Origin of the sequence: Phenylobacterium sp. (assembly GCF_046291545.1) — a bacterium.
Lineage (GTDB): Bacteria > Pseudomonadota > Alphaproteobacteria > Caulobacterales > Caulobacteraceae > Phenylobacterium.
Genome location: NZ_JBKBSM010000002.1, coordinates 264,778 through 291,347 on the forward strand (window position 1 = coordinate 264,778; position 26,570 = coordinate 291,347).

Below are 26,570 nucleotides of genomic sequence, written 5' to 3' on the forward strand. Positions count from 1 at the left end.
CGCTGTCGAGCTAGGCTCGCGGCGCCCGCCGAAGACGACGCCCCAGCCCGCCGCCAGGCCGGGCTCCAGGAGGAGACGAAGAACGTGGATTTCAGCTTCACCGAAGAACAGTCGATGCTGCGCGACACCGTCGCGAGCTATCTGGCCGACAACTACAGCTTCGACACCCGTCGCGCCGCGGTGGCCTCCGAGGCCGGCTGGCGTCCGGCCGTGTGGAAGGCCTTCGCCGACGAGCTCGGCATCCTGGGCGCGGCCTTCTCCGAGGAGCTGGGCGGCCTGGGCGGCGGCGCGACCGAGAACATGGTGGTGATGGAAGAGTTCGGCAAAGCCCTAGTGGTCGAGCCGTACCTTGGCACCGTGGTGATCGGCGGCGGCTTCATGAAGCACTCCGGCTACGCCGGCGCGGCGGACGTGATCGGCAAGATCATCGCCGGCGAGACCATCATCGCCTTCGCCTACGCCGAACCGCAGGCCCGCTACACCTGGCAGGACCTGAAGACCACCGCCAAGAAGGACGGCGCGGGCTACGTGCTGAATGGCCACAAGGCGGTCGTGATCGGCGCGCCCTGGGCCACCCACCTGGTGGTGACCGCCCGCACCGGCGGCGGCCAGCGCGACGCGCAGGGGGTGTCGGTCTTCCTGGTGGACAAGAACGCCAAGGGCGTCACCACCCGCGACTATCCGACCGTCGACGGCTTCCGCGCCTCGGAAGTGACCTTCGAGAACGTCGCCCTGGGCGCCGACGCCCTGATCGGCGCAGAAGGCCAGGCCCTGCCGCTGGTGGAGAAGGTGATCGACGAGGCCCTGGCGGCGACCTGCGCCGAAGCCTGCGGGGTGCTGCGCAAGCTGCATGAAGGCACGCTCGAGTACACCAAGCAGCGCAAGCAGTTTGGCGTTCCGATCTCGTCCTTCCAGGTGCTGCAGCACCGGATGGTCGACATGTTCATCCAGCTCGAGCAGTCGATCTCCATGACCTACATGGCGACCATCAAGCTGGCCGACAGCGACGAGGAGCGCGCCAAGGCCGCCGCCGCCGCCAAGGTGCAGATCGGCAAGGCCTGCAAATTCGTCGGCCAGAACGCCATCCAGCTCCACGGCGGCATGGGCATGACCGACGAAATGGCCATCGGCCACTACTTCAAGCGCGCCACCATGATCGAGAGCGCCTTCGGCTCCACCGATCACTACCTGGCCCGCTACGAAGGCCTGTCGCTGGGCAAGGCCGCCTAAGTCCCGCGAGCGGCCGGAGCCCAGGTTCCGGCCGCCGCATCCCCGCCGCCTAGGCTTCCGGAACCGGGCGGCCGGTGAGCCACGCCTCGAGCATGGCGTTCACGGTCTCCGGCGCCTCCTGCTGGACCCAGTGCGAGACCCCCGGCAGATAGCGGACCGTCAGGTCCGGCACGAACCGCTCGGTGCCTGGCACCAGCGAGGCCTCCAGCGCCGAATCCTCCTTGCCCCAGATGATCAGGGTCGGAACCTCCACCGTGTTCTGCGCCGGCGTCATGCGATCGCGGCCGCGCCAGGCCGCCCGGTAGTAGTTGATCATCGCGGTCAGGGCGCCGGGCTGGCGCGCATTGGCGCGGTAGTGCTCCAGCACCTCCTCGGGAAAGCGGCTCTTGTCCACGGCCATGCCGACGAAGGCCTGGCCGACGGGCCTTGCGCCGTTCCGCGACAGGGCGAATTCGGGCAGCCACGGAAGCTGGAAGAAAGCCACGTACCAGCTCTTGCGCCGCTGCTTGGGGTTGACGGCGATGTCCTCGGCGAAGCGGGCGGGGTGCGGCACGTTCATGATCACCAGTCGGGTCAGGGTGCGGATCCGCCGCATCGCACAGTACCAGGCGATGATCGCGCCCCAATCGTGGGCGACCAGCAGGGTCTCGCGGGCGCCGGAGGCGGCGATCAGCCCCTCGACGTCGGCCACGAGCCGGTCGATGTCGTAGGCCGCGACGCCTTTCGGCCGCGATGAGCCGCCATAGCCGCGCAGGTTCGGCGCCCAGGCCAGGTAGCCCAGCTTCGCCAGCAGCGGGAGCTGGAAGCGCCAGGAGAACTTCGATTCCGGAAAGCCGTGCAGGCACAGGGCCAGGCGCCCGTCCGAGCCGCCTGGGGGCGCCGCTTCGTCGACCTCGAAGGTCAGTCCGTTGGCCGCGATGCGGCGCGTTACGACGCCTTGGCTGTCCATGCTTTCCCCCGCCAGCTCCCGGTCAGGCCCGCATCCTAGGCGCGGCGGCGGCGGACGGAAGCGTGACGCAAGGGAAGCGCCCTGGTCAGGCCTGGGCGTCCTCTCCGAGGAGCTCGATGAGCCGCGCCCGCTCTGCCGCCATCTCGCCGATGAACTGGGGCGTCGACCACAGGCGGTATTCGCCCATGGCGTAGGCCTGGGCGTTGCGCAGGTAGAGAAAGGCGTTCAGGCGGTTGGCCAGGGTGTTGTCGCGGTAGCGCGTAACCTGGCCGGGCGTTCCCATGACCACCGAGCGGGGCGGAATGACCGTGCCTTCCTTGAGCATGGTGTGGGGGGCGATGATCGACCCCGCGCCGACCACGCAGCCGTCCATCACCGTGGATCCGATCCCGACCAGCACGTCGTCGCCGATGGTGCAGCCGTGCAGGGTGCAGTGGTGGGTGATCGAACAGTCCGCGCCGACGAACGTGCCGGTGCGCGCGCCGACGTGGATCATGACGAAGTCCTGCACGTTCGAGCGCTCGCCGATGATCACCGACTGGCTTTCGGCGCGGATGACGACATTGGGCCAGAGGCTCGCGCCCCGGCCGATCTCCACCGCGCCGAACGCCCGCACTGTCGGGTCGATCCACGCCGCGCCGCGGTCGATCACATCCGGTCCCAGGAACGGGCTCTGCGTCATGCCATGAGGCTCCCTGCGCTCGACTTGCGCATGTTCACGGAAGAATCGGCGGCCCGCCAGCCCGGCGGGCGCGCCAAGAAACCCCGCGCCCCGTCTTGCGAAGCCGCGCCGAAGCGGGCTTAAGGCCGGCATGGCCCTGCGCGACTTCGCCCTGCTCATGCTCGTGTGCCTCGTCTGGGCCTCGAACAACATCGTCAGCAAGTTCGTGGTCAGCCAGATGGAGGTGCCGCCGCTGTTCTATGCGGCCGTGCGCTTCGTCGTCGTGGCGGCGGTGGTCTTTCCCTGGCTTCGCCCGATGCCGCGGCCGCGCTGGCGGCTGGTGATCGTCTCGCTGCTGATGGGCGGGGGCAGCTTCGCGTTCACCTTCATGGGCCTGAAGCTCTCCACCCCCTCGGCCGCTGCGGTGGTGATGCAGCTTGGCGTGCCGATGACCACGGTGCTCTCGGTGCTGATGCTGGGCGAGCGCATCCGCTGGCGCCGGGGCCTGGGCATCGTGCTGACCCTGGCCGGCGCCCTGGCGGTGATGTGGGACCCGCACGGGTTCCGCCTGTCGCCGGGGCTCCTGTTCATCGTGCTCTCCAGCTTCCTGGGGTCCCTGGGGGCGGTGATGATGAAGCAGATGGAGGGGGTGAAGCCCCTGCAGTTCCAGGCCTGGGTCGGATTCACCTCCTTCGCCCCGCTGCTGGCGGCCAGCGCCCTGTTCGAGAGCGGCCAGGTGGCGGCGGCCCTCAGCGCCGGCTGGGCCTTCGCCGCGGCGGTGCTGTTCTCGGCGCTGGTGGTCTCGGTGCTGGCGCACACGGCCTACTACGCCCTCATCCAGCGCTACGAGGCCAACCTGATCTCGCCGCTGACCCTGATGACCCCGCTGGCCACCATCGGCCTTGGAGTGGCGATCACCCACGACCCCTTCGGCTGGCGAATGGCGATCGGCTCGGCGGTGGCGCTTCTTGGCGTGCTGATCATCGCGCTTCGGCCCAACCAGGTGATGCCGCTGTTGCTCGCGGTGCGGAACCGCGTGCAATAACGGCCATGGACTTCATCGACGCGCCGTCGCCCAATTTCGAGCCCCGCAAGGGCCCGCCGGACATGATCGTGCTGCACTACACCGGGATGCGCACCGGCGAGGAGGCGCTGGCGCGCCTGCGCGATCCCGAGGCCAAGGTCTCCAGCCACTACATGGTCGAGGAGGACGGCCGCATCTTCCGCCTGGTGCCGGAAGAGCGTCGGGCCTGGCACGCCGGCCGCTCGTCCTGGAAGGGCGAGACCGACATCAACGGCCTGTCCATCGGGGTGGAGATCGTCAATCCCGGGCACGAGTTCGGCTACCGCCCCTTTCCCGAGGCGCAGATCGCCGCGGTGATCGCCCTGGTGGGCGACATCCGCAGCCGCTGGACGGTCGACGACGGCCGGATCGTCGGCCACGCCGACGTCGCCCCCGACCGCAAGGAGGACCCGGGCGAGCTCTTCCCTTGGAAGCGGCTGGCCGAGGCCGGACATGGGCTGTGGGCCGAGCCGCCGCCCGCGCCCGGCGCGCCCCTGGGCGAAGGGGAGGAGGGCGCCGGCGTGTTCGCCCTGCAGGCCGGCTTCACGCGGCTGGGCTACGACTGCGCCCCGTCCGGGACGTATGACCCCCACACCGCCGCCGTGGTTCGCGCCTTCCAGCGCCACTGGCGCCCGGAGCGGGTGGACGGGATCGCCGACGGGGAGACCCGCGCCCGGCTGATCGCCCTCCTGCGGGCGGGCGGCTGATGCATCCGGCGCCGGCTTTCCGGGTGGAGGACGCCGAGATCCTCCTGGACTGGCTGGCGGACCATCCGTTCGTCACCATCGCCGCCGCGCCCGAGGGACGGCCGCTGGTGGCGCATGCGCCGGTGGTGATCCGCCGCCTGGAGGCGGGCCTGGTCCTGGATTTCCACCTGTCCCGCGGCAACGCCCTGGCCGGGCATGTCGCGCGGGGCTTCGCCGCCGTGGCCTGCAGCCTGGGTCCGGACGCCTATGTCAGCCCCGACTGGTACGCCGCCGCCGACCAGGTCCCGACCTGGAACTATGTGGCCGTGGAGGCCGAGGGCGCGGTGCGCGCCCTGGACGAGGCCGAGACCGCGGGGCTGCTGGACGACCTGTCCGCCCAGGAGGAGGCGCGCCTTTCGCCAAAGCCGCCCTGGACCCGCGGCAAGATGAGCCCTGGCCGCTTCGAGACGATGCTCCGCGGGATCGTTGGCGCGCGCCTGGCCGTGTCGCGGCTGGAGGGAACCTGGAAGCTCTCGCAGAACAAGCCTCCGGAGGACCGGGTGGGGGTGGAGCGGGCGCTCGGCGGGCATCCCCTCGCAGGGCTGATGGGCAAGGCGCCGTGAGCCTCGACCTGGCGGCCGAGCCCCTGGTCTGGCGCACGGACCGCTTCGTCCTGCGCCCTCTGGAGGCGGGGGACGCGCCGGAACTCCTGGAGCTGTTCGGCGACCCGGCCGTCGTCGAGTTCATGGACATCGAGCCGCTGGAGGACCTGGAGGAGGCGAAGGGAGTCATCGACTGGGCCTGCGAGCGCCGCGCCGCCGGGCAGGGCGTGCGCTGGACGATCCGTCCGCTGGAGGGCGGGCGCCTGGTCGGCACCTGCGGCTTCAACACCCTTGAGCTGGATCGTGGGCGCCGCGGGGAGGTGGCCTACGACCTCGCCCGCGACCAATGGGGCAAGGGCGTGATGAACGAGATCCTGCCGCGGCTGATCGCCTTCGGCTTCGAAGGGCTGGCGCTGCGCCGGCTGGAGGCCTTCGTCACCCCGGGCAACGTGGCTTCCTGCAGGCTCCTGGAGCGGCATGGCTTTGCGCTCGAGGGGACGCTGCGCGACTACGGGTTCTGGAAGGGGCGCTTCTGGGACCAGCTGGTCTTCGCCCGGGCCGATGGGCCCGTCCCGCGGCTGGCGCGTCTGGCCGATTGACCTTCCGGCGCGCAGCCCCCACTTTGCCGGCGGATCAGACGGCCGGGCGGTCGCTCCCGCCTAACGGCGGGGGAGGAAAGTCCGGGCTCCACCACGACATGGCGGCGGGTAACGCCCGCCGGGGGCGACCCCAGGGATAGCGCCACAGAGAGCAAACCGCCCGCGCCACGTGCGCGGGCAAGGGTGAAAGGGTGCGGTAAGAGCGCACCGCGGCTCCAGCAATGGAGACGGCACGGCAAGCCCCGCCAGGAGCAAGACCGAATAGGGGCGTCGCGCCGGCTTCGGCCGGCAGGGCTGTCGTAGGCCCGAGGCGCCCGGGTAGGTCGCGAGAACCGTCCAGCGATGGGCGGTCCAGAGGAATGATCGCCGCGCCGGCGGGAGGGTTCGCCCTTCTGGCCGGCGGCACAGAACCCGGCTTACAGGCCGTCTGATCCCTTCCACATCCCTCCGCTGACGGATCGTTTGGCTATACTTAACGTGTTCTGTGTATGTTCTGTGAGTTGTTTACGGCTGTTAACCATAACTCTCTGCGACATATGAGTATTGGTCCCAAAAGGGCATCAAGAGTCATTGTCTCCCAATTCGTCCCATGTTAACCCAATCATCATTCGCTAACCAAACCGACCCGTCGCCCGTGGGGGCGTCAGCGACGGGGGCGGAGCGAGGGGACAGGCGGCCGTTCCGGGGTCGCGAACTGGGGCATGGGCGGGATGTTTCTCTCGACCTTCGAGAAGCAGCTGGACGCCAAGCGACGCCTTGTGGTGCCGCAGGACTTCCGCGCCGCCGTGTCCGGACCGTTCGACGGCGTGTTCTGCTTCCCCTCCATCGAAGCCGACTGCATCGAGGGCGGCGGCAAGGCCCTGTTCGACCGCTACTGCGGCGTCATCGAGGAGCTCGATTTCGGCGATCCCCTGCGCACGGCGCTGGAGACCTCGGCCCTGGGCGGCATGGCGCGGCTGTCGTTCGACACTGCCGGCCGGATCACCCTGCCCGAGAACCTCTGTGAGATGTTCGGCCTGAGCGACTGGGTGGTGATCGTCGGGCTTGGCGAGCGGTTCCAGATCTGGGAGCGCGAAGCCTTCCAGGCCCACCGCGCGGCCCAGCGCGAACTGGCCCGCGAGGGGCTGGCCCAACTGCGCGCCCAACAGCGCGCCGCCCGCGCGGCGGGAGGGGCGGCATGAGCGCGCCGCACGTCTCGGTGCTTCTGAACGAGGTGGTCGAGGCCCTGGAGCCTGCGCCCGGCAAGCTGATCGTCGACGGCACCTTCGGCGCGGGCGGCTACAGCCGCGCCTTCCTGGCGGCCGGCGCGGACGTCGCCGCCTTCGACCGCGACCCGAGCGCGCGCCGCTTCGCCGCGGACCTGGACGCCGCCCGTTTCCGCCTGATCGAGGCCCGCTTCTCGCAGATGGACGAGGTTCTGGGGGAGGGCGTGGCCGACGGTGTCGCGCTGGACCTCGGCGTGTCCTCCATGCAGCTCGACGAGGCGGAGCGGGGGTTCTCGTTTCTGCGCGACGGGCCCCTGGACATGCGGATGGGCAAGGACGGTCCGACCGCCGCCGACATCGTCAACACCGCCGAGCCGGCCGAGCTGGCGCGGATCTTCTTCGTCTACGGCGAGGAGCGGCAGTCGCGCCGGGTCGCCGCCGCCATCGCCCGCCGGCGCGCCGAGTCTCCCTTCGAGCGCACCGTGGACCTGGCCGAGGTGATCGAGCGCGCCCTGGGCGGGCGGCGCGGCGCCAAGGTGCATCCGGCCACGCGCTGCTTCCAGGGCCTGCGGATCGCGGTCAACGAAGAGCTTTCGGAGCTGGAGGCCGGACTGGCCGCCGCCGAGCGCGTGCTCAAGGCGGACGGCCGGCTGGCGGTGGTGACGTTCCACTCGCTGGAAGACCGGATCGTGAAGGGCTTCCTGGCCGAGCGGGCCGGGCGCACGCCGGCCGGATCGCGCCACGCGCCGCCGGTCGAGGCGGGCGCTGCGCCCAGTTTCCGGCTTCTGTTCAACGGCGCGCGCGCCCCCGACGAGGTGGAAGTGGCGGCCAATCCGCGCGCGCGTTCGGCCAAGCTTCGCGCCGCCGTGCGCACGGCGGCGCCGGTCTGGAGGGCGGCGGCATGAGCGTCTTGAATGCGAAGGTGCGGGGCTTCCGCCTGATCGACGTGATCGCCTCGGGGCTCCTGATCGCCCTGGTGCTGGGCGTCTACCTGGCCAAGACGATCGCCGGCAAGGAGCGGGCCGAGATCGCCCAGGTCGAACGCCAGATCGAGATCGAGAAGACGCGCATCCGCCTGCTGCAGGCTGAGGTCGCCCACCTGGAGCAGCCCTCGCGCATCGAGGCCCTGGCCTCGACCTATCTCGGCATGACGCCGATCGACGCCAAGCGCGAGGTCACGCCGGAGACCCTCGACAAGACCGTTCAGCCGGGGGTCGCGCCATGAGCCTGGACCATGCGGGCCTGGGACGCATCTCGCCGCCCGGCTGGCGCTGGGTGTCCTCGCACCTGTGGCGCATCGAGCACGCCTTCGAGCGCGCCAAGGCCGCCGGCAAGGCCGAGGACGACACCCGCATCCGCATCTTCTTCGTGCTGGCCCTGTTCGCGGCCAGTTTCCTGACCCTGGCGATCGGCGCGACCAATGCGGCGTTGTTCTCCGGCGCTGGCCGCAGCGGCGGCGCCTGGGCCGGCGGCGGAACCGCGCGGGCCGACATCGTCGACCGAAACGGCATGCTGCTGGCCGCCGATCTGCCGCACTACGGGCTCTACATCGACTCCACCGAGGTCTGGGAAGTCGACGAGACCCGCCGCGCCATCCGCCTGACGCTGCCCGAGGTCTCCACCGAGCGGCTGGAGAAGGCCCTGCACGCGGGCCGCCGCATATTCGTGGCCGGCGGCCTGACCCCTGCCCAGAAAGCCAAGGTGCACGAGCTCGGCCTGCCGGGCGTGATCTTCGAGCCCGAGCAGCGGCGGGTCTATCCGCTGGGGCGCACCGCCTCGCACCTGATCGGCTTCGCCGACACCGGCGGCCAGGGCCTGGCCGGCGCCGAACTGGCGCTGAACGAGGCCATCCGCGGCGGCGCGGCGGGCCACAAGTCCGTCCCCCTTTCGATCGACCTGCGGGTCCAGGCGGCGCTCGAGGACGAGCTGCGCAAGGCGGCCCAGCAGTTCGGCCCCAAGGGCGCCGTAGGCATCGTCACCAACGTGCGCACCGGCGAGATCCTGGGCATGGCGAGCTGGCCCGACTTCGACCCGAACAATCCCGGCGGGGCCAGCGACGCCGAGCGCCTGAACCGGGCCGCCGCCTCGGTGTTCGAAATGGGCTCGACCTTCAAGGCCTTCACGGTCGCCATCGGTCTGGACGCGGGGGTGGCGACGCCCGACTCCACCTTCGACGCCCGCGAGCCCTACAAGCTGGGCTACCGCACGATCCACGACTACCACGCCTCGCGGAAGATCCTGACGCTGGTCGAGGTGTTCCAGCATTCCTCCAACATCGGCACGGCCAAGCTCGCCGAGTCCATCGGGGCCCAGCGGCTGAGCGCCTATTTCGACGCTCTGGGGCTGACCAAGCCGGCCAAGGTGGAGCTGGAGGAGTCGGCCTATCCCCTGACGCCGAAGAAGTGGGACGAGGACGCGGTGGCCTCCACCTCGTTCGGCCACGGCATGAACGTCAGTCCGCTCGCGCTCACCCGGGCCATGGGCGCCCTGCTGAACGGCGGCACCTTGCAGCCCCTGACGATCCGCAAGATGGCCCCCGGCGACCGGGTGGAAGGCCCCCGGGTTATGTCCGAGGAGACCTCGGCCCAGATGCTGCAGATCATGCGCGCCAACGTCACCGGCGGCAGCGGCGGCAAGGCCGACGCGCCGGGGCTGCGGGTCGGCGGCAAGACCGGCACCGGCGAGAAGTTCGATCCAGCCATCCGCGGCTACAACCACCAGCGCCAGGTGTCGTCCTTCGCCGCGGTGTTCCCCACCGACGGGCCTGTGACCGCCGACCGCTATTTCGTGCTGATCCTGCTGGACGAGCCGCACGGCGATTCCACGACCTACGGTTTCTCCACCGGCGGCTGGGTGGCCGCGCCTGCGGCCGGCCGCGTGATCGACCGCATCGCCCCGTTCCTGGGCGTGGAGCGCAAGTTCGAGCCCAAGCTCACGCCCGTGGCCGCCGCCGATCCGGGGGAAGGGCTGTGAGCGCGCCGCTCTCCCAGCTCGTCCGGCGCGAACTCGCCGTTGATCCGGTGATCTCGATGGTCACCGCCGACAGCCGCAAGGCCGGGCCGGGCGTGCTGTTCGCCGCCCTGCCGGGGACCAAGGCGGACGGCCGCGACTTCATCCCCGCGGCCCTGGCCGCCGGGGCGGCGGCGGTGCTCGCCGCCGAGGACACGCCGGACATTGCCGCGCCGCTGGTGCGCGTGCACGACCCGCGGCGAGCCTACGCCCTGGCCGCCGCCGCCCTGCACGGGCGCCAGCCGCAGACCTGCGTCGCCGTCACCGGCACGAACGGCAAGACCTCGGTGGCCGCCTTCTGCCGGCAGATCTTCAACCGCGCCGGCCGCCGCGCCGCCAGCATGGGCACCCTGGGCGTGCGCGCCACCGGGCCCGACGGCTTCGACGAGCAGCTCACCCCGCCGGGCCTGACCACGCCCGACGCCGGCGACGTCGCCGCCCTGCTGGCCGCCCTGGTCGACCGGGACGTTGACTGTCTGGCGCTGGAAGCCTCCTCCCACGGGATCGACCAGCGCCGGCTGGACGGGGTGCGGCTCGCCGCGGCCGGGTTCCTGAACCTGACGCAGGACCACCTGGACTATCATGGCGACATGGACAGCTATCGAGCGGCCAAGCTGCGGCTGTTCGAGACCCTGCTGCCGCGGGGCGGGGCGGCGGTGCTGAACGCCGATTCCGACGCCTATCCGGCCTTCGCCGCCGCCGCCGTCCAGGCGGGGCACACGGTCTTCTCCGTGGGCGAGGCGGGGCAGGGCCTCAGGCTGGCCAGCCGCGCCCTCGCGCCCGACGGTCAGCGCCTGACGATCGTCCACGAGGGCCGCAGCTACGACCTGCGCCTGCCGCTGGCGGGCGCCTTCCAGGCGGGCAACGCCCTGGTCGCCGCGGGGCTGTGCCTGGCCGGCGGGGTCGAGGCGGAAGCGGTGATGGCGGCGCTGGAGACGCTGGAGGGCGCGCCGGGACGCCTGCAGCGGGTGGGCAAGGCGCCCCGCGGCGGCGAAGCCTATGTCGATTACGCCCACACGCCCGACGGGCTAGAGACCGTGCTGAAGGCCCTGCGCCCCCACGTGGCGGGCAAGCTGATCGTGGTGTTCGGCGCCGGCGGCGACCGCGACCGGGCCAAGCGCCCGCTGATGGGCCGCGCCGCCGCGACCCTGGCCGACATCGCCATCGTGACCGACGACAACCCGCGCAGCGAGGACCCGGCGGCGATCCGCGCCGACGTGCTGGCCGGCGCCCCCGGCGCGCGGGAGGTCGGCGACCGCCGCCAGGCGATCCGGGCCGGCGCGGCGGAGCTGGCGGAGGGCGACGTGCTGGTCGTGGCCGGCAAGGGTCACGAACAGGGCATGACCATCGCCGGCGTGACGCATCCGTTCGACGACGTCGCCGAGACGCTGGCGGCGCTGGAGGCGCTCCATGGCTGAGCCGCTCTGGACCGCCGAGGAGATCCTCGCCGCCACGGGCGGGCGGCTGGATCGCGGCCCGTTCGCCGTGACCGGCGTGTCGATCGACACCCGCACGCTGGAGCCCGGGGACCTGTTCGTCGCCCTGGCCGGGGCGCGCGATGGTCACGAGTTCGCGCCGCAGGCCCTGGCCAAGGGTGCGGCGGGCGTGCTCGCCGCGCGGCCGGTGGATGGGCCGGCCGTCATCGTCGAGGACACGCTGAAGGCCCTGGAGGCGCTGGGGATCGCCGCCCGCCAGCGGGCGCCGGGCGCCCGGCGGGGGGCGGTCACCGGTTCGGTCGGCAAGACCAGCGTCACCCAGGCGGTGCGGGCGGGCCTGATGCTGGCCGGCCGGGCGCACAGCTCGGTGAAGTCCTACAACAACCACATCGGGGTGCCGCTCACCCTGGCGCGTATGCCGCGGGACACCGAGCGCGCGGTCTTCGAGATCGGCATGAACCACGCCGACGAGATCACGCCGCTGTCGAAGATGGTCGCCCCGCATGCGGCGCTCGTCACCACGGTGGGACCGGTCCACGTGGAGAACTTTCCCGACGGGGAGCGCGGCGTGGCGATGGCCAAGGCCGAGGTTTTCGCCGGTCTGGAGCCCGGCGGCCTGGCGATCCTGAACGCCGACAACGCCTGGTTCGACCTGCTCAGGGCCGAGGCCGTCAAGGCCGGCGCAACGGTGGCCAGCTTCGGCTCGGGCGAGGCGTGCGACGCCCGACTGACCGACTTCCACGTCGCCGACGGCCATGCGGTGGTAACCGCGCGCCTGCACGGCCAGGCGCTGGAATTCCCGATCCTGCAGACCGGCTTCCACTGGGGCCCGAACAGCATGGCCGTCCTGCTGATGCTGGAAGCCCTCGGCGTCAGCCAGTCCGACGCCCTGGCGGCGCTGGGTTCGTTCGAGCCGCTTGCGGGGCGGGGCGCGGAGAAGACGGTGCGGCTGGCGGGCGGCGCCTTCACCCTCATCGACGAGAGCTACAACGCCAATCCGGTGTCCATGGCCGCCGCCTTCGCCTCCCTCGGCGCGCGCCGAACGCAGGGGCGGCGGATCGTCGCGCTCACCGACATGCTGGAACTCGGCGACGGCGCCGCCGGCTTCCATGCGGCCTTGGCCGAGCCGCTCGCCGAGGCCGGCGTGGACCTGGTGTTCTGCGCCGGGCCGATGATGAAATCCCTCTGGGACGCCCTTCCTTCGACTCGACGCGGCGGCTACGCCGAGACCGCTGAGGCGCTCGCGCCGCAGGTCGTCCAGGCCGCAGAGCCCGGCGACGTGGTGATGGTGAAGGGGTCCAACGGGTCGAAGGCGGGAGCCGTGGCGGCGGCTCTGGCTGCGCTCGACGCCGTCTCGGGGGAGAACGGCTGATGTTCTACTGGCTGTACGAACAGCTTGCGGCCGGCGGACATGTGCCGATCCTCAACGTCCTGAAATACATCACGTTCCGCACGGGCCTGGCGATCTTCACCGCCCAGCTCGTGGTGGTGCTGATGGGCTCGCGCTTCATCCGCTGGATGCAGGCCAAGCAGGGCAAGGGCCAGCCGATCCGCGCCGAGGGCATCGAGCGCCACGTCGTCGAAAAGGCCGGCACGCCGACCATGGGCGGGGTGATGATCCTGGCCGGCCTCGGGGTGGGCACGCTCCTGTGGGCGGACCTGTCCAACGTCTACATCTGGGCCGTCCTGCTGGTGACCATGGGCTATGGCCTGCTGGGCTTCCTGGACGACTACGCCAAGGTGACCAAGCAGACGACGGCGGGGATCTCCGGCCGCGTGCGCCTGGCCCTGGAGGCCCTGATCGCGGTCGCCGCGGTGACCATGCTGATCCTGTGGGGCGGCCGCTCGCCCGAGGCGCCGGCCCTGTCGACCTCGGTCGCCTTCCCGGTGTTCAAGGCGCTGCTGGTGGACCTGGGCTGGTTCTACCTGGCCTTCGCCGCCTTCATCATCGTGGGCGGGGCCAATGCGGTGAACTTCACCGACGGTCTGGACGGGCTGGCCACCGTGCCGGTGATGATCGCCGCGGCCGCCTTCGGCCTGATCGCCTACCTCGTCGGCAACTACGTGTTCGCCCAGTACCTGCAACTGCACTTCGTGCCCGGGGTGGGCGAGGTGGCGGTGTTCTGCGGGGCGATGATCGGCGCCGGGCTCGGCTTCCTCTGGTACAACGCCCCGCCGGCCAAGATCTTCATGGGCGACACCGGGGCCCTGGCCCTGGGCGGCGCCCTGGGCGCGGTGGCGGTGGCCACCAAGCACGAGATCGTGCTGGGGGTGATCGGCGGGCTCTTCGTGCTGGAGACCCTGTCGGTGATGATCCAGGTGGCCTCGTTCAAGCTGACCGGCAAGCGGGTCTTCCGCATGGCGCCGATCCACCACCATTTCGAGAAGCTGGGCTGGTCGGAGTCCACCGTGGTGATCCGCTTCTGGATCATCGCGGTGATGCTGGCGATGCTCGGCCTCGCCACCCTGAAGCTGCGATAGGGAGGGGCGGCGGCGCGCATGATCCCGGTTCGCGGTTTCGAAGGCAAGACGGTGGCGGTGTTCGGCCTGGCCCGCACGGGCCTGACGGCCGCGCACGCCCTGGTGGCCGGCGGCGCGAGCGTCGCGGTCTGGGACGAGAGGCCGGCCGCCCGCGCCCAGGCCCAGGCCGAGGGGCTGAACGTCGTCGACCTGTCGGCGGCCGACTGGTCCGGCTTCGCCGCCCTGATGCTGTCGCCCGGCGTGCCGCTCACCCATCCCAAGCCGCACTGGACGGTTGAGCGCGCCCGCGAGGCGGGTGTCGAGATCCTGGGCGACATCGAGCTCTTCGCCCGCACGGTGAACGCGGCCCCCGAGCACAAGCGGCCGAAGGTGATCGCCGTCACCGGCACCAACGGCAAGTCGACCACCACCGCCCTGATCGGCCACATCTGCGCGGCCGCCGGCCGCGACACCCGCGTGGGCGGCAACATCGGCTTCGGCGTCCTGGGCCTGGAGGACATGCACGGCGGCGCCGTCTACGTCCTGGAGATGTCGTCCTACCAGCTCGACCTGACCTCGAGCCTGAAACCGGACGTAGCCATCCTCCTGAACCTGTCGCCCGACCACCTGGACCGCCACGGCGGCATGGAGGGCTATGTGACCGCCAAGCGGCGGATACTCCTGAACCAGGGCAAGGGCGACACCGCCGTGATCGGCGTGGACGATCCCTGGGGCCAGCGGATCTGCACCGAGATCACCGCCGCCAACCGCCGCACCATCGTGCCGATCTCCGCCAGCAAGGCCATGGGCCGCGGCGTCTACGCCCTGCAGGGCCTGCTCTACGACGCCACCGGCGAACGCGCGGTCGAGGTCGCCGACCTGTTGCAGGCGCGCTCCCTGCCGGGCCGCCACAACTGGCAGAACGCAGCCGCCGCCTACGCTGCGGCCCGCGGGATCGGCCTGTCCGCCGAGGAGGCTGGCGAGGGCCTGATGAGCTTCCCGGGCCTGGCCCACCGGATGGAGACCGTGGGCCAGATCGGCCGGGTGCGCTTCGTCAACGATTCCAAGGCCACCAACGCCGACGCCGCCCGCCAGGCCCTGTCGAGCTATCCCAAGGTCTTCTGGATCGCCGGCGGCCAGCCCAAGAGCGGCGGCATCGACGACCTCGTCGACCTGTTTCCGCGGGTGGAGAAGGCCTACCTGATCGGCGAGGCGGCGCAGGCCTTCGCCCGGACCCTCGAGGGCCACGCGCCGACGGTCCAATGCGGCACGATCGAGGTCGCCGCCGAGCGGGCCCTGGCCGACGCCGCCGCCACCGGCGAGGACGCCGTGGTGCTGCTCTCGCCGGCCTGCGCCTCGTTCGACCAGTTCGCCGACTTCGAGGCGCGGGGGGAGGCCTTCCGCGCGGCGGTGGCGGCCCTGGCCCAGCCCAAGGTGAAGGGAGCCCGCGCTTGAGCCCGTCCCAGGCCCATGCCTTTTCGCGCGCCGACCGCTCGACCCTAGGGGTCTGGTGGTGGACCACCGACCGCTGGCTGCTGGGCGCGGTGGCGGTCCTGATCACCCTGGGCGTGCTGATGTCCTTCGCCGCCAGCCCGGCGGCGGCGGCCCGGATGAACGTGGGCGATCCCTTCCATTTCGCCGTTCGCCAATGCGTCTTCGCCGTGGCGGCCGCCTTCGTGGTGGTGTCGGTCTCGATGCTGAGCACGCGCGGCGTGCGCCGGGCGGCCTTCTTCATCTATGTGGCGGCGATCGCCGTGATGATCGCCCTGCCGTTCATCGGCCACAACGCCAAGGGGGCGACGCGCTGGCTGGAGTTCGGGGGCTTCACCCTGCAGCCCTCAGAGTTCATGAAGCCGGCGCTGATCATCCTGGTCGCCTGGATGTTCGCCGAGGGGCAGAAGGGCGAGGGCGTGCCGGGGGTGACGATCGCCTTCGGCCTCTATTTCCTCTCCGTCGCCCTGCTGCTGATCCAGCCAGACGTGGGCCAGACGGTGCTGATCACGGTCGCCTTCGGGGCCGCCTTCTGGATGGCGGGGGTGCCGCTCTCCTGGGTGATGGTGCTGGGCGGCGTGGCCGTGGTCGGGCTGTCGAGCACCTACTTCCTGTTCCCCCACGTGGCCAGCCGGGTCGACCGCTTCCTGAGCCCCGACAAAGCCGACACCCACCAGGTGGACCGGGCGGCCGAGGCGATCGCCGCCGGCGGCTTCTTCGGACGTGGACCGGGGGAGGGGGTGATGAAGCGCCACGTGCCCGACCTGCACACCGACTTCATCTATTCGGTGGCCGCCGAGGAGTACGGCCTGGTCTTCTCCCTGCTGCTGATCGCGCTGTTCGGCTTCATCGTCGTGCGCGGCCTCTACAAGGCCATGAAGCTGACCGATCCCTTCGAGCAGGTGGCCGCGGCCGGTCTGTTCGTCCTGGTCGGCCAGCAGGCCTTCATCAATATCGCGGTGAACCTGAACATGATCCCGACCAAGGGCATGACATTGCCGTTCATCTCCTACGGCGGGTCGTCCATGCTCGCCATGGGCCTCACTCTTGGCATGGCGCTGGCCCTGACCCGGCGGCGGCCGGGCGCCTATTCCCAGGCCGACGGGCTCGCCAAAGCCGGCGCCTTCGCTTAAGGCGAGGCCATGGCCAAGACAGCCGTCGTCGCCGCCGGGGGAACCGGCGGCCATCTGTTTCCCGCCCAGGCCCTGGCCGAGGCGCTGATCGCCCGCGGCTGGCGCATCGTGCTGGCTTCGGACGAGCGGGTGGCCGGCTTCGCCGAGAGTTTCCCGGCCGAGCGGCGCATCGGCCTGTCGGCGCGCACGTTCAGGCGCGGCGACCCGCTCGGCATGGCCCTGGCGGGCCTTGCGATCGGGCGCGGCGTGCTGCAGGCCCAGCGCGCGTTCCGCGAGATCGACCCGGCGGTGGTGGTGGGGTTCGGCGGCTATCCCTCGGCCCCGGCCCTGGTGGCGGCGATCCTGTCCGGCCGGCCGACGGTGATCCACGAGCAGAACGCGGTGATGGGCCGGGCCAACCGGCGCCTGGCGCCCCATGTGCGGACGGTGGCCTGCGCCTTCCCGACGCTGCAGAAGGCCACGCCCAAGGTGGCCGCGAGAGCGGTGGTGGTGGGCAACCCGGTGCGCCCGCCGATCCGGGCCCTGTACGATGTTCCCTATGAGCCGCCGACCGAGGGCGGGCCGATCCGCCTGCTGATCACCGGCGGCAGCCAGGGCGCGCGCCTGCTCTCCGAACTCGTGCCCGAGGCGATCCGCGCCCTGCCGGACGACCTGCGCGTGCGCCTGAAAGTGCAGCAGCAGACCCGTCCGGAATCCATGGACAACGCGCGCCGCATCTACGCCGACGCCTTGGTGGAAGCCGAGGTCGCCCCCTTCTTCCGCGACATGGCCAGCCGCCTGCGCGACGCGCACCTGGTGATCGGCCGCTCGGGCGCAGGCTCGGTCTGCGAGTTCGCCGTCGCCGGCAAGCCGGCCATCCTGGTGCCCCTGGCCCTGGCCCTGGACGACGACCAGGGGCAGAACGCGCGTCTGCTGGCCGAGGCGGGCGGGGCCGAGGTGGCCCGCGAGCACCAGCTCACGGTCGAGAGCCTCAGCCGAGCCCTTGAGACCCTGCTCTCCAATCCCGCCCGGCTGGCGCGGATGGCCGCGGCCTCGCGCTCTGTCGCCACGCCCGACGCCGCCGAACGCCTGGCCGACGTGGTCGAGGCCACCGCGCGCAACCCCAAAGCCCTGTCGAAAGCCTGAGTCATGAACCGCCGTCGCCCCGTACCCTTCGACATCGGCCCCGTGCACTTCATCGGCATCGGCGGCATCGGCATGAGCGGCATCGCCGAGATCATGCTGCGCATCGGCTATTCGGTGCAGGGCTCGGACGCCAAGGCCAGCGCCAACACCGAGCGGCTGGAGAAGCTCGGCGCGAAGATCTCCATCGGCCATGAGGCCAGCCACGTGGAGGGCGCCTACGCGGTCGTGTATTCCACCGCGGTCAAGCCGGACAATCCGGAGATGGTCGCCGCCCGCGAGAAGCGCCTGCCGCTGGTGCGCCGGGCCGAAATGCTGGCCGAGCTGATGCGCCTGCAGTTCTCGGTCGCGGTGGGCGGCACTCACGGCAAGACCACCACCACCTCGATGATCGCCGCCCTGCTGGACGCCGGGGGCTTGGATCCCACGGTGGTCAACGGCGGGATCATCAACGCCTACGGGACCAACGCCAAGGTGGGCGAAGGCGACTGGATCGTCGTCGAGGCCGACGAGAGCGACGGCACCTTCCTGAAGTTGAAGTCCACCGTCGCAGTGGTCACCAACATTGACCCCGAGCACCTGGACCACTACGGCGACTTCGACGCCGTGAAGAAGGCCTTCCAGGACTTCGTCGAGAACATCCCCTTCTATGGCTTCGCGGCCGTCTGCACCGACCATCCGGAGGTGCAGGCGATGGCCGCGCGGGTGGAGAACCGCCGCCTCGTCACCTACGGGGTCAACCCCCAGGCGGAGGTCCGCGCCGAGAAGATCGCCATGGGCCCGGACGGAGCCCACTACGACGTGGTGATCCGGCCCCTCGACGGAGCCGAGATCCGCCTGGACGACCTGCACCTGCCGATGGCCGGGCACCACAACGTGCTCAATTCGCTGGCCGCCATCGCCGTCGCCCGCGAACTGGGCGTGTCGGCCGAGGACATCCGCAAGGGCCTCGCCGGCTTCGGCGGGGTGAAGCGCCGCTTCACGACCACCGGCGTGGCGCGGGGGGTGCGGGTGATCGACGACTACGGCCACCATCCGGTGGAGATCGCCTCGGTGCTGAAAGCCGCTCGGGCGGTGACCAACGGGCGGGTGATCGCCGTGGTCCAGCCCCACCGCTATTCGCGCCTGCACGACCTGTTCGACGACTTCTGCAAGTGCTTCAACGACGCAGACGCCGTGATCGTGGCCGACGTCTACGCCGCCGGCGAGGCGCCCCTGCCGGGCGTCAGCCGCGACGCCCTCGTGGAGGGCTTGCGCCGCTACGGTCACCGCCGGGCGATGCCGCTCGAGGGGCCGGAAAAGCTGGCGGCGGTGATCGGCGAAGAAGCCAAGGAGGGCGACCTTGTGGTCTGCCTGGGCGCCGGAGACATCACCTCGTGGGCCTACGCCCTGCCGGGCCAGCTCGAAGCGCTGGTGGGCTGAGTGGCGGGGGACTGGCGCGAGCGCCTGCCGGCCGTCCGCGGCAAGCTCCTGCGGGACGAGCCGCTGGGGCCGTTCACCTGGTTCCGGGTGGGCGGGCCGGCGGAACTCGTCTTCCTGCCGGAGGACGAGGACGACCTCGCCGTCTTCCTGGCGGGGCTCGACCCCGCCGTTCCGGTGACGCCGCTCGGCGTCGGCTCCAACACCCTGGTGCGCGACGGCGGCGTCGAAGGCGTGGTGATCCGCCTGGGCAAGGCCTTCGCCCGGGTGGAGCCCCGGCCGGGGGCGCGGCTGTTCGCCGGGGCGGCGGCGCTGGACGCCACCGTGGCGCGGGAGGCGGCCAAGGCCGGAATCGGCGGCCTGGAGTTCCTGCGGGGGGTGCCCGGCTCGGTGGGCGGCGCCTGCGTGATGAACGCCGGCTGCTACGGCGCCGAGACCAAGGACGTCCTAGTGGAGGCCTACGCCGTCGCCCGCAGCGGCGAGCGCCTGACCCTTTCCAATGCGGAAATGGGCTTCAGCTATCGCAAGTCCGCCAGGGCGGCGCAGGGCGGGCTGATCTTCACCGGCGCCCTGTTCGAGGGCCGGCCGGACGACCCGGCCGCCGTCACGGCCCGGATGGAGGAGATCACCGCTCGTCGCGAGGCCTCCCAGCCGATCCGCGAAAAGACCAGCGGCTCGACCTTCAAGAACCCGCCGGGCCACTCGTCGTGGAAGCTTGTGGACGAGGCGGGCTGGCGCGGCAGGCCCTACGGCGGGGCCATGTTCTCGCCCCTGCACGCCAACTTCCTGATCAACACCGGCGAGGCGACCGCCGCCGACCTGGAGGGGCTGGGCGAGGTGGTGCGCGCCGACGTGAAGGCCAAGACGGGGATCGAGCTGGAATGGGAAATCAAGCGCATCGGGCGGCCCGCCGGCTGATCCGCAGGCCGCGCTCCGGCGACGCAGGGCGGCTTGACTTGAATCCGCCGCGGGCGCACCGGCGGGGCATGCGCCTGATCACACTCCTGGCCGCCTCGGCCGCCCTGCTTTCGGTCGCGCCGGCCAAGGCCGCCGACCTTTCCGCCACCGCCGCCGCCCTGCGCGACAAGGCCCTGATCGACTCCACGGCCTGGAGCGTCGCCGAGTCCCTCACCACCGAGATCGGCGCGCGGCCCACCGGATCGCCCGCCATGGAACGGGCCCGGGACTGGGCGGCGGCCAAGTTCGCCGAACTCGGCTTCACCAACATCAAGGTCGAGAGCTACGAGGCGCCGTCCTGGCTGCGCGGCGCCGAGAGCGCCGAGGTCGTCGCTCCGTTCCCGCAGAAGCTGCACATCCTGGGGCTGGGGCTGTCGGCGCCCACGCCCAAGGGCGGGCTGGAGGCCGAGATTGCGCTCTTCCGCACATTGGAGGAACTCAAGGCCCAGCCGCCCGGCGCCCTGAAGGGCAAGATCGCCGTGGTGACGGAGAAGATGATCCGCGCCCAGGACGGCTCCGGCTACGGCGCGATCAACGCGGCGCGAACCGCCGGGGCGGCGGAGGCCTCGCGCCGCGGGGCGGTGGCCTATCTGGTCCGCTCGCTGTCGACCGACGACACCCGCCTGCCGCACACCGGCGGCATGCGCCCGTGGGGCGACGTCACGCCGATCCCGGCAGCGGCGCTCTCGACGCCGGACGCCGAGCTGCTGGAGCACATGGCCGAGCGCGGCCGGCCGGTGCGCGTGCGCCTGTCGATGGCCTCGAGCTTCACGCCCAAGGCGCCGGCCTGGAACATCTCCGGAGAGATCCGGGGCTCCGAGGCGCCCGACGAGGTGATCGTCGTCGGCGGCCACCTGGATTCCTGGGATCCCGGCACGGGCGCCGTGGACGACGCGGCCGGGATCGCCATCACCACCGCCGCGGCCAAGCTGATCGGCGAGCTGCCGCACCATCCGCGGCGCACCATCCGGGTGGTCATGTTCGGCGCCGAGGAGCAGGGCGGCGCGGGGGCGGCCTACGCCGCCGCGCACAAGGACGAACTGGGCAGGATCGTCATGGTCGGCGAGAGCGACGAGGGGGCGGGCGCGGTCTGGAAGGTCAGCCTGCCGAAGGGTTCGGCCGGCCACCCGGCGATGCGGGCCTTCGCCTCGACCCTGCCGGCGGTCAAGGCCTATGTGGAAGATGCGCCCGCCCGCTTCGGGGGGGCGGACGTCTTCCCGATGGTCGCCGCCGGCGCGCCGGTGGCCGACCTGCACCAGGACGCCAGCCGCTACTTCGACCTGCACCATTCGGCCGACGACACCCTGGACAAGATCGACCCGGCCGAGCTCGCGCAGAACGTCGCCGTGTGGGCCGCGCTGCTCTACACGGTCGCCGACAGCGACATCGATTTCCGCGCCCTCGCCGCCGGGGGCGGCCAATGAGCGCCCTCGCCGGACGCCACGTCGCCCTGCTGATGGGCGGACTGTCCTCGGAGCGGGAGGTGAGCCTGGTGTCCGGCCGCGAGTGCGGCGCGGCGCTGGAGCGGCTTGGGGCCAAGGTCTCCTATGTCGACGCCGGCCGCGACATCGCCCAGGTGCTGACCCGCCTGAGGCCCGACGTCTGCTTCAACGCCCTGCACGGGGAATGGGGCGAGGACGGCTGCGTCCAGGGGGTGCTGGAGACGCTGGGCCTGCCCTACACCCACTCGGGCGTGCTGGCCTCGGCCCTGGCCATGGACAAGGCCAAGGCCAAGGCCGTGCTCGCGGCGGCCGGGGTCGCCGTGCCCGGCGGTGGGCTGTTCAACCGTTTCGAGGTCGCGGCCGACCACGTCATCGCCCCGCCCTATGTGGTGAAGCCCAACGCCGAGGGCTCCTCGGTGGGCGTGTTCATCGTGCAGGAGGGCGCCAACCGGCCGCCGCAGGAGATCGTCGCCCCGTCTTGGACCTTCGGCGAGGAGGTGATGGTCGAGCCCTATATCGCCGGCCGCGAGCTCGCCGTCGGGGTCATGGACGGCCGGGCGATGACGGTGACGGACATTGTGCCGCGGTCCGGCTTCTACGACTACGAAGCCAAGTACGGGGAGGGCGGCTCCGAACACATCCTGCCGGCCCAGCTTCCTCATCATGTATTTGAGAAGGCGTTGAAACTCGCCGAGCTGGCGCACGCGGCCCTTGGTTGTCGCGGCGTTACCCGGTCCGACCTCCGTTATGATGACGTTAAGGACATTCTGGTCCTTCTAGAGGTGAATACGCAGCCTGGAATGACGCCCACTTCGCTCGTCCCCGAGCAGGCGGCTCTGAAGGGTGTGGATTTCGACCGTCTAGTGCTTTGGATTACGGAGGACGCTTATGCCCGCGGCTCTGCGGGGGGGATCGCGCGCTCAAGCGAAACCTCGGACCAAAGCGTCCGCTAGTCCGGCCAGATCGCGTAACCCGTCCAAATCCCGGGCCGGCTACGCGCCGGCCAAGCTGGGGGCTGCGCGTGGCGTAGGCCTGTCGCCGCCGCATGCCCTGGCGGCCGCCGGCGCGCTGCTGGTCGCCGCCCTCGGCGTGGCTCTGGGCACCGGCGACCGCGCCGAGCGCCTGGGCGAGGCGACCACCGGCGCCATCGGCCAGCGGCTGGCGGGAATCGGCTTCCGCCTGCGCGCCGTCCATGTCCAGGGGGCCTCGGAGCTGGCCCGCGACGACATCCTGAAGGCCGCCAACGTCGAAGCCGGCCAGCCGACCATCGGCCTGGACCTCGATGCGCTGCGCCAGCGCATCGAGCAGGTCGGCTGGGTGAAGGAGGCGCGGGTGCTTCGCCTGCTGCCGGACACCCTGGTGATCGCCGTCACCGAGCGCAGGCAGCTGGCCGTCTGGCAGAACGGCGGCCGGGCGGTGGTGATCGACGAGCAGGGCCGCGTGATCCCCGAGGCGGCGCCGCGGCAGTTCCCGCACCTGCCGCTGATCGTGGGGGAGGGCGCCAACGAACACGCCGCCGAGATCCTGCCCGAAGTGGCCGCGCGGCCGCGCCTGATGGCCCGGCTCGAGGCCCTGGTGCGGGTGGACAACCGCCGCTGGGACCTGCGGCTGAAGGACGGCTCGCTGGTGCAACTGCCGGCGGTCGATGAGGAAGCCGCGCTGATCCAGCTCGAACAGCTCGATCGGCGCGCCCGGATCCTGGAGCTGGGATTCGAGCGGATCGACCTGCGCGATCCGAACATGGTGGCCGTGCGGCCCAGGGACGGCGCCTCGCCAGGGCAGCCCGTCGCGGGCGGCGCGTAGAAGAATTCGGAAGGGAGAATCCCGTTGGCGACCCGCGTTGAGGACCGCAAGGAAAACCGTGAGAGCCTGAAGGCGGCGCTGGGCCGCCAGCCTGTCGTCGCGGCTGTGGACCTGGGCGCCTCCAAGGTGGCCTGCTTCATCATGAAGTCGGACGGAGTGCGCCGCGTCGACCGCACCCTGACGACCGCCGGGGTCGGCTATGTGCAGTCCCGCGGGGTGAAGGGCGGCTCGATCGTCAATCTGGACGAGGCTTCCGACGCCATCGCGCAGGCGGTGGAGCGGGCCGAGAACGTCGCCAACGTGAGCGTCCAGGGCGTCACCGTCGCCACTTCCGGCGGCCAGCTCGCCAGCCATCGGGTGTTCGGCAAGGTGTCGCTTGGCGCGCGGCCGATCGCCGACAACGACCTGGTGCGCGCCATCCAGGCTGCGCTGGCGCAGGTCAAGCTGCCCGGCCGCCGCGCGGCCCACATCCTGCCGATCGCCTGGCAGGTTGACGCCCATGGCGGCGTGCGCGACCCCCGCTCCATGTTCGGACGCAGCCTGGGGGTGGAGCTGCTGGTCGTCTCCGTCAGCGAGGCTGTGTTCCAGACCCTGGGCGCCTGCGTCGAACGGGCCCACCTGCAGTTCGAGGGCGTCGTCGCCGCCCCCTTCGCCTCGGGCCTTGCGGCCCTGGAAGAGGACGAGATGGACCTGGGCTCGGTCTGCATCGACATGGGCGGCGGCTCGACCTCGGCCGCCCTGTTCGCCGCCGGCAGCCTGGTGCACGTGGAGACCGTGCCGGTGGGCGGTCAGCATGTCACCGCCGACATCGCCCGCGGCCTGTCGACCTCCATCGCCGGCGCTGAGCGCATCAAGACCCTGCACGGCTCGGCCATCGCCTCGGCCAACGAGGACCGCGAGATGATCGAAGCGCCGCCCCGCGGCGATGATCCGGGGGCGGGGCCGGTGATCGCTCCGCGCTCGCTCCTGAAGGGCATCATCGCCCCGCGGGTGGAGGAGACGCTGGAACTGCTGCGCGACCGGCTCAAGGCCTCCGGCGCGCCGGTGGAGCCGGGCGCCGGCATCGTCCTGACCGGCGGCGCCAGCCAGCTCGCCGGCGTGCGCGAGGTCTGCGTTCGGGTCTTCGACAGGCCCGTGCGCCTGGGCCGGCCGCGGCGCGTGCCGCACCTGGCCGACGCGGCCTCGGGCCCGGCGTTCTGCGCGGCGGCCGGCGTGCTGCAGCGCGCGGCCTTCGGCCCGCGCGAGGCGGTGTCGCTGAAGGCCCTGGCCAACGCCAAGGTGCGCCGCGAACCGCTGGACCCGCGCGCCAATCCGGTCGCCAAGGCCGCAGCGTGGCTGCGCGAGAACCTCTGAGCGCCGACGCCAGAATCAAGCTACCGGCTGCCTCCGAATGGTTAATCGGCGCCGTGGAGATGCAAGCTAAACGAGCGTCGCCGTAGATCGGCACGCGTCGAATGCGCCACAAAATCGCCTGAGCCAGCTTGTCGCATCGGGACCGCGCGATTCGCGCCGACGCCTTATTTCACAAGAAAATTGGCGTCGCCCCCCGTCGACGAATCTCCGACTCAGGTTATGCGGGTTAACTCTCAATTAAGGATGGTGGTCGCTTAGTTAACCGCATCCGCGAGAGGGTGGCCGCCATGCGGGGAAGGCGGGCGCTCAGACGGGGATTTTGGCGGAGGACGCAGGCTCGTTATGGCAATCGCACTTTCAGCGCCGCAGGCGACAGAGCTGAAGCCGCGCATCGTGGTGTTCGGCGTGGGCGGCGCCGGCGGCAACGCCGTGAACAACATGATCGAGGCCCATCTCGAGGGCGTCGAGTTCGTAGTCGCCAACACCGACGCCCAGCAGCTGGCGTTCTCCAAGACCGACCGCCGCATCCAACTCGGGGTCCAGGTGACCCAGGGCCTGGGCGCCGGCGCCCATCCCGAGGTGGGGATGAGCGCGGCGGAGGAATCGATCCCCGAGATCGGCGAGCACCTCGACGGCGCGCACATGGTGTTCATCACCGCGGGCATGGGCGGCGGCACCGGGACGGGCGCCGCGCCGATCATCGCCAAGTGCGCCCGCGAGCGCGGCATCCTGACCGTCGGCGTGGTCACCAAGCCCTTCCACTTCGAGGGCCGCCACCGCATGCGCCTGGCCGACGCCGGCATCGGCGAGCTGCAGCGCTACGTCGACACCCTGATCGTCATCCCCAACCAGAACCTGTTCCGCGTCGCCAACGAACGCACGACCTTCGCCGAAGCCTTCGGCATGGCCGACCAGGTGCTGCACTCGGGCGTGCGCTCGATCACCGACCTGATGGTGCTGCCGGGCCTGATCAACCTCGACTTCGCCGACGTCCGCACGGTCATGACCGAAATGGGCAAGGCGATGATGGGCACCGGCGAAGCCTCCGGCGACGACCGCGCCCTGATGGCCGCCCAGAACGCCATCGCCAACCCGCTGCTGGACGAAGTCTCGCTGAAGGGGGCCAAGGCCGTGCTGGTCAACGTCACCGGCGGCCTGGACATGACGCTGCTGGAAGTCGACGAGGCGGCCAACGCCATCTCCGAACAGGTCGATCCGGAAGCCAACATCATCTTCGGCGCGGCCTTCGATCCGTCGCTGGAAGGAGTGATCCGCGTGTCGGTGGTCGCCACCGGCATGGACGGCGCCTCGATTGCGGCCATCGAGCCGAAGGTGGAGCGCGTCGTGGCGGCCCGCCCCGAGCCCGCCCGTCCGGCGGCGCCCGAGCCGATGCGCCCGGCGGCCACCTACCAGCCGCGGCCGGCCCCGGCCCAACCGTCCTACCAATCGACCTATCAGCCGCAGCCCCAGGCGCCGATCGCGCCGGCCGCGCCGCAGTCCTATGCGGCGGCCCCGGCCTATGCGCCGGCCCCGGCCTACGCGCCCGAGCCGGTCCGCGAGACCGCGCCGGAGGCGGCGGTTGCGCCGGAAGAGCAGGGTGACCTCTATGCGGTCTCGCCGGCCGCCGCGCCGGCGCCGGCCGCGCCCGAGCCGCAGATCGTTCGGCCCACCACCCGGATCGTCGATCCGGCCGTGGCCGACGAGGACGACGAGCCGCTGTTCGGCGACGCCGGCTTCGAGGAACGCAAGCCCCAGAAGGGCGGCTTCCTCAGCCTGTTCGGCAGCCGCCCGCGCTACGAGGCTCCGGCCGCTCCGCCGCGTCACGCCGCCCGCGGCGGCGCCCTGCCGGTCGAGGCGCCGAACGAGGCCGAACAGTCCGACGCGGGCGAGGATCTGGAGATCCCGTCGTTCCTGCGGCGGCTCGCCAACTGACGTACGAGGGGGTGCTTC

At 71.4% G+C, this 26,570-nt stretch carries 24 protein-coding genes and 1 other RNA gene; 23 read left to right on the forward strand and 2 right to left on the reverse strand.

Going from position 1 to position 26,570, the window contains the following annotated elements; genetic code table 11:
* Positions 1 to 84: 84 nt before the first annotated feature.
* Positions 85 to 1,230: an acyl-CoA dehydrogenase family protein gene (locus ACK4YQ_RS07750; protein ID WP_409610016.1), complete on the forward strand. Its 1,146-nt coding sequence runs from the start codon at positions 85 to 87 to the stop codon at positions 1,228 to 1,230.
* A 49-nt stretch (positions 1,231 to 1,279) separates the two neighbouring features.
* Here the strand turns inward: ACK4YQ_RS07750 and ACK4YQ_RS07755 are convergent, their stop codons facing one another.
* Both ACK4YQ_RS07755 and ACK4YQ_RS07760 read right to left on the reverse strand, forming a co-directional pair.
* Complete coding sequence (locus tag ACK4YQ_RS07755; protein WP_409610018.1) at positions 1,280 to 2,179, reverse strand: alpha/beta fold hydrolase; 900 nt, start codon at positions 2,177 to 2,179, stop codon at positions 1,280 to 1,282.
* An 85-nt stretch (positions 2,180 to 2,264) separates the two neighbouring features.
* Positions 2,265 to 2,861 carry a gamma carbonic anhydrase family protein gene (locus ACK4YQ_RS07760; protein WP_409610020.1) on the reverse strand — a complete coding sequence of 199 codons (597 nt, stop codon included), beginning with the start codon at positions 2,859 to 2,861 and terminating at the stop codon, positions 2,265 to 2,267.
* A 130-nt stretch (positions 2,862 to 2,991) separates the two neighbouring features.
* On the opposite strand from ACK4YQ_RS07760, the gene ACK4YQ_RS07765 reads away from it, so the two are divergent.
* From ACK4YQ_RS07765 to ftsZ, 22 genes are all read left to right on the forward strand, one after another.
* Positions 2,992 to 3,885, forward strand: a complete 894-nt coding sequence (locus tag ACK4YQ_RS07765) for a DMT family transporter (RefSeq protein WP_409610022.1) — start codon at positions 2,992 to 2,994, stop codon at positions 3,883 to 3,885.
* 5 nt (positions 3,886 to 3,890) lie between these two features.
* Entirely contained in the window at positions 3,891 to 4,610 is a 720-nt protein-coding gene (locus tag ACK4YQ_RS07770; RefSeq protein ID WP_409610024.1) for an N-acetylmuramoyl-L-alanine amidase, read from the forward strand.
* Entirely contained in the window at positions 4,610 to 5,212 is a 603-nt protein-coding gene (locus ACK4YQ_RS07775; protein ID WP_409610026.1) for an FMN-binding negative transcriptional regulator, read from the forward strand. Before ACK4YQ_RS07770 ends, ACK4YQ_RS07775 begins: the two co-directional genes overlap by 1 nt.
* Entirely contained in the window at positions 5,209 to 5,790 is a 582-nt protein-coding gene (locus ACK4YQ_RS07780; protein WP_409610028.1) for a GNAT family N-acetyltransferase, read from the forward strand. The genes ACK4YQ_RS07775 and ACK4YQ_RS07780 overlap by 4 nt, the downstream gene beginning before the upstream one ends.
* A gap of 34 nt (positions 5,791 to 5,824) precedes the next feature.
* An RNA gene (gene rnpB, locus ACK4YQ_RS07785) (RNase P RNA component class A) lies at positions 5,825 to 6,225 on the forward strand.
* 275 nt (positions 6,226 to 6,500) lie between these two features.
* A complete protein-coding gene (locus ACK4YQ_RS07790; protein WP_409610676.1) occupies positions 6,501 to 6,971 on the forward strand; it encodes a division/cell wall cluster transcriptional repressor MraZ in 471 nt (156 codons plus the stop codon).
* Positions 6,968 to 7,900 (forward strand): 16S rRNA (cytosine(1402)-N(4))-methyltransferase RsmH, encoded by a 933-nt coding sequence (gene rsmH, locus ACK4YQ_RS07795; RefSeq protein WP_409610030.1) that lies wholly within the window; start codon positions 6,968 to 6,970, stop codon positions 7,898 to 7,900. The genes ACK4YQ_RS07790 and rsmH overlap by 4 nt, the downstream gene beginning before the upstream one ends.
* The gene (locus tag ACK4YQ_RS07800; protein WP_409610032.1) at positions 7,897 to 8,220 is read left to right on the forward strand and encodes a cell division protein; all 324 of its coding nucleotides are present in this window, start codon (positions 7,897 to 7,899) and stop codon (positions 8,218 to 8,220) included. Before rsmH ends, ACK4YQ_RS07800 begins: the two co-directional genes overlap by 4 nt.
* Entirely contained in the window at positions 8,217 to 9,968 is a 1,752-nt protein-coding gene (locus tag ACK4YQ_RS07805) for a peptidoglycan D,D-transpeptidase FtsI family protein (protein WP_409610034.1), read from the forward strand. Before ACK4YQ_RS07800 ends, ACK4YQ_RS07805 begins: the two co-directional genes overlap by 4 nt.
* Positions 9,965 to 11,422: a UDP-N-acetylmuramoyl-L-alanyl-D-glutamate--2,6-diaminopimelate ligase gene (locus ACK4YQ_RS07810; RefSeq protein ID WP_409610035.1), complete on the forward strand. Its 1,458-nt coding sequence runs from the start codon at positions 9,965 to 9,967 to the stop codon at positions 11,420 to 11,422. The genes ACK4YQ_RS07805 and ACK4YQ_RS07810 overlap by 4 nt, the downstream gene beginning before the upstream one ends.
* A complete protein-coding gene (murF, locus tag ACK4YQ_RS07815; RefSeq protein WP_409610036.1) occupies positions 11,415 to 12,812 on the forward strand; it encodes a UDP-N-acetylmuramoyl-tripeptide--D-alanyl-D-alanine ligase in 1,398 nt (465 codons plus the stop codon). Before ACK4YQ_RS07810 ends, murF begins: the two co-directional genes overlap by 8 nt.
* Complete coding sequence (gene mraY, locus ACK4YQ_RS07820; protein WP_409610038.1) at positions 12,812 to 13,921, forward strand: phospho-N-acetylmuramoyl-pentapeptide-transferase; 1,110 nt, start codon at positions 12,812 to 12,814, stop codon at positions 13,919 to 13,921. Before murF ends, mraY begins: the two co-directional genes overlap by 1 nt.
* 18 nt (positions 13,922 to 13,939) lie before the next feature.
* Positions 13,940 to 15,355, forward strand: coding sequence for a UDP-N-acetylmuramoyl-L-alanine--D-glutamate ligase (gene murD / locus ACK4YQ_RS07825; RefSeq protein ID WP_409610040.1), 1,416 nt, complete (start codon positions 13,940 to 13,942; stop codon positions 15,353 to 15,355).
* A complete protein-coding gene (gene ftsW, locus ACK4YQ_RS07830) occupies positions 15,352 to 16,524 on the forward strand; it encodes a putative lipid II flippase FtsW (protein ID WP_409610042.1) in 1,173 nt (390 codons plus the stop codon). Before murD ends, ftsW begins: the two co-directional genes overlap by 4 nt.
* Positions 16,525 to 16,533: 9 nt before the next feature.
* A complete protein-coding gene (murG, locus tag ACK4YQ_RS07835; RefSeq protein WP_409610044.1) occupies positions 16,534 to 17,649 on the forward strand; it encodes an undecaprenyldiphospho-muramoylpentapeptide beta-N-acetylglucosaminyltransferase in 1,116 nt (371 codons plus the stop codon).
* A gap of 3 nt (positions 17,650 to 17,652) precedes the next feature.
* Positions 17,653 to 19,068: a UDP-N-acetylmuramate--L-alanine ligase gene (gene murC, locus ACK4YQ_RS07840; protein WP_409610046.1), complete on the forward strand. Its 1,416-nt coding sequence runs from the start codon at positions 17,653 to 17,655 to the stop codon at positions 19,066 to 19,068.
* Positions 19,069 to 19,983, forward strand: a complete 915-nt coding sequence (gene murB / locus ACK4YQ_RS07845; RefSeq protein WP_409610048.1) for a UDP-N-acetylmuramate dehydrogenase — start codon at positions 19,069 to 19,071, stop codon at positions 19,981 to 19,983.
* Between the two features lie 68 nt (positions 19,984 to 20,051).
* Positions 20,052 to 21,446 carry a M20/M25/M40 family metallo-hydrolase gene (locus tag ACK4YQ_RS07850; RefSeq protein ID WP_409610050.1) on the forward strand — a complete coding sequence of 465 codons (1,395 nt, stop codon included), beginning with the start codon at positions 20,052 to 20,054 and terminating at the stop codon, positions 21,444 to 21,446.
* Complete coding sequence (locus ACK4YQ_RS07855) at positions 21,443 to 22,417, forward strand: D-alanine--D-alanine ligase (RefSeq protein ID WP_409610052.1); 975 nt, start codon at positions 21,443 to 21,445, stop codon at positions 22,415 to 22,417. Before ACK4YQ_RS07850 ends, ACK4YQ_RS07855 begins: the two co-directional genes overlap by 4 nt.
* A 136-nt stretch (positions 22,418 to 22,553) precedes the next feature.
* Positions 22,554 to 23,267, forward strand: a complete 714-nt coding sequence (locus ACK4YQ_RS07860) for a cell division protein FtsQ/DivIB (RefSeq protein ID WP_409610054.1) — start codon at positions 22,554 to 22,556, stop codon at positions 23,265 to 23,267.
* Positions 23,268 to 23,291: 24 nt separating this feature from the next.
* Positions 23,292 to 24,620, forward strand: a complete 1,329-nt coding sequence (gene ftsA / locus ACK4YQ_RS07865; RefSeq protein WP_409610056.1) for a cell division protein FtsA — start codon at positions 23,292 to 23,294, stop codon at positions 24,618 to 24,620.
* Between the two features lie 342 nt (positions 24,621 to 24,962).
* Positions 24,963 to 26,552 carry a cell division protein FtsZ gene (gene ftsZ / locus ACK4YQ_RS07870; RefSeq protein ID WP_409610058.1) on the forward strand — a complete coding sequence of 530 codons (1,590 nt, stop codon included), beginning with the start codon at positions 24,963 to 24,965 and terminating at the stop codon, positions 26,550 to 26,552.
* The last annotated feature ends 18 nt before the right edge of the window (positions 26,553 to 26,570 follow it).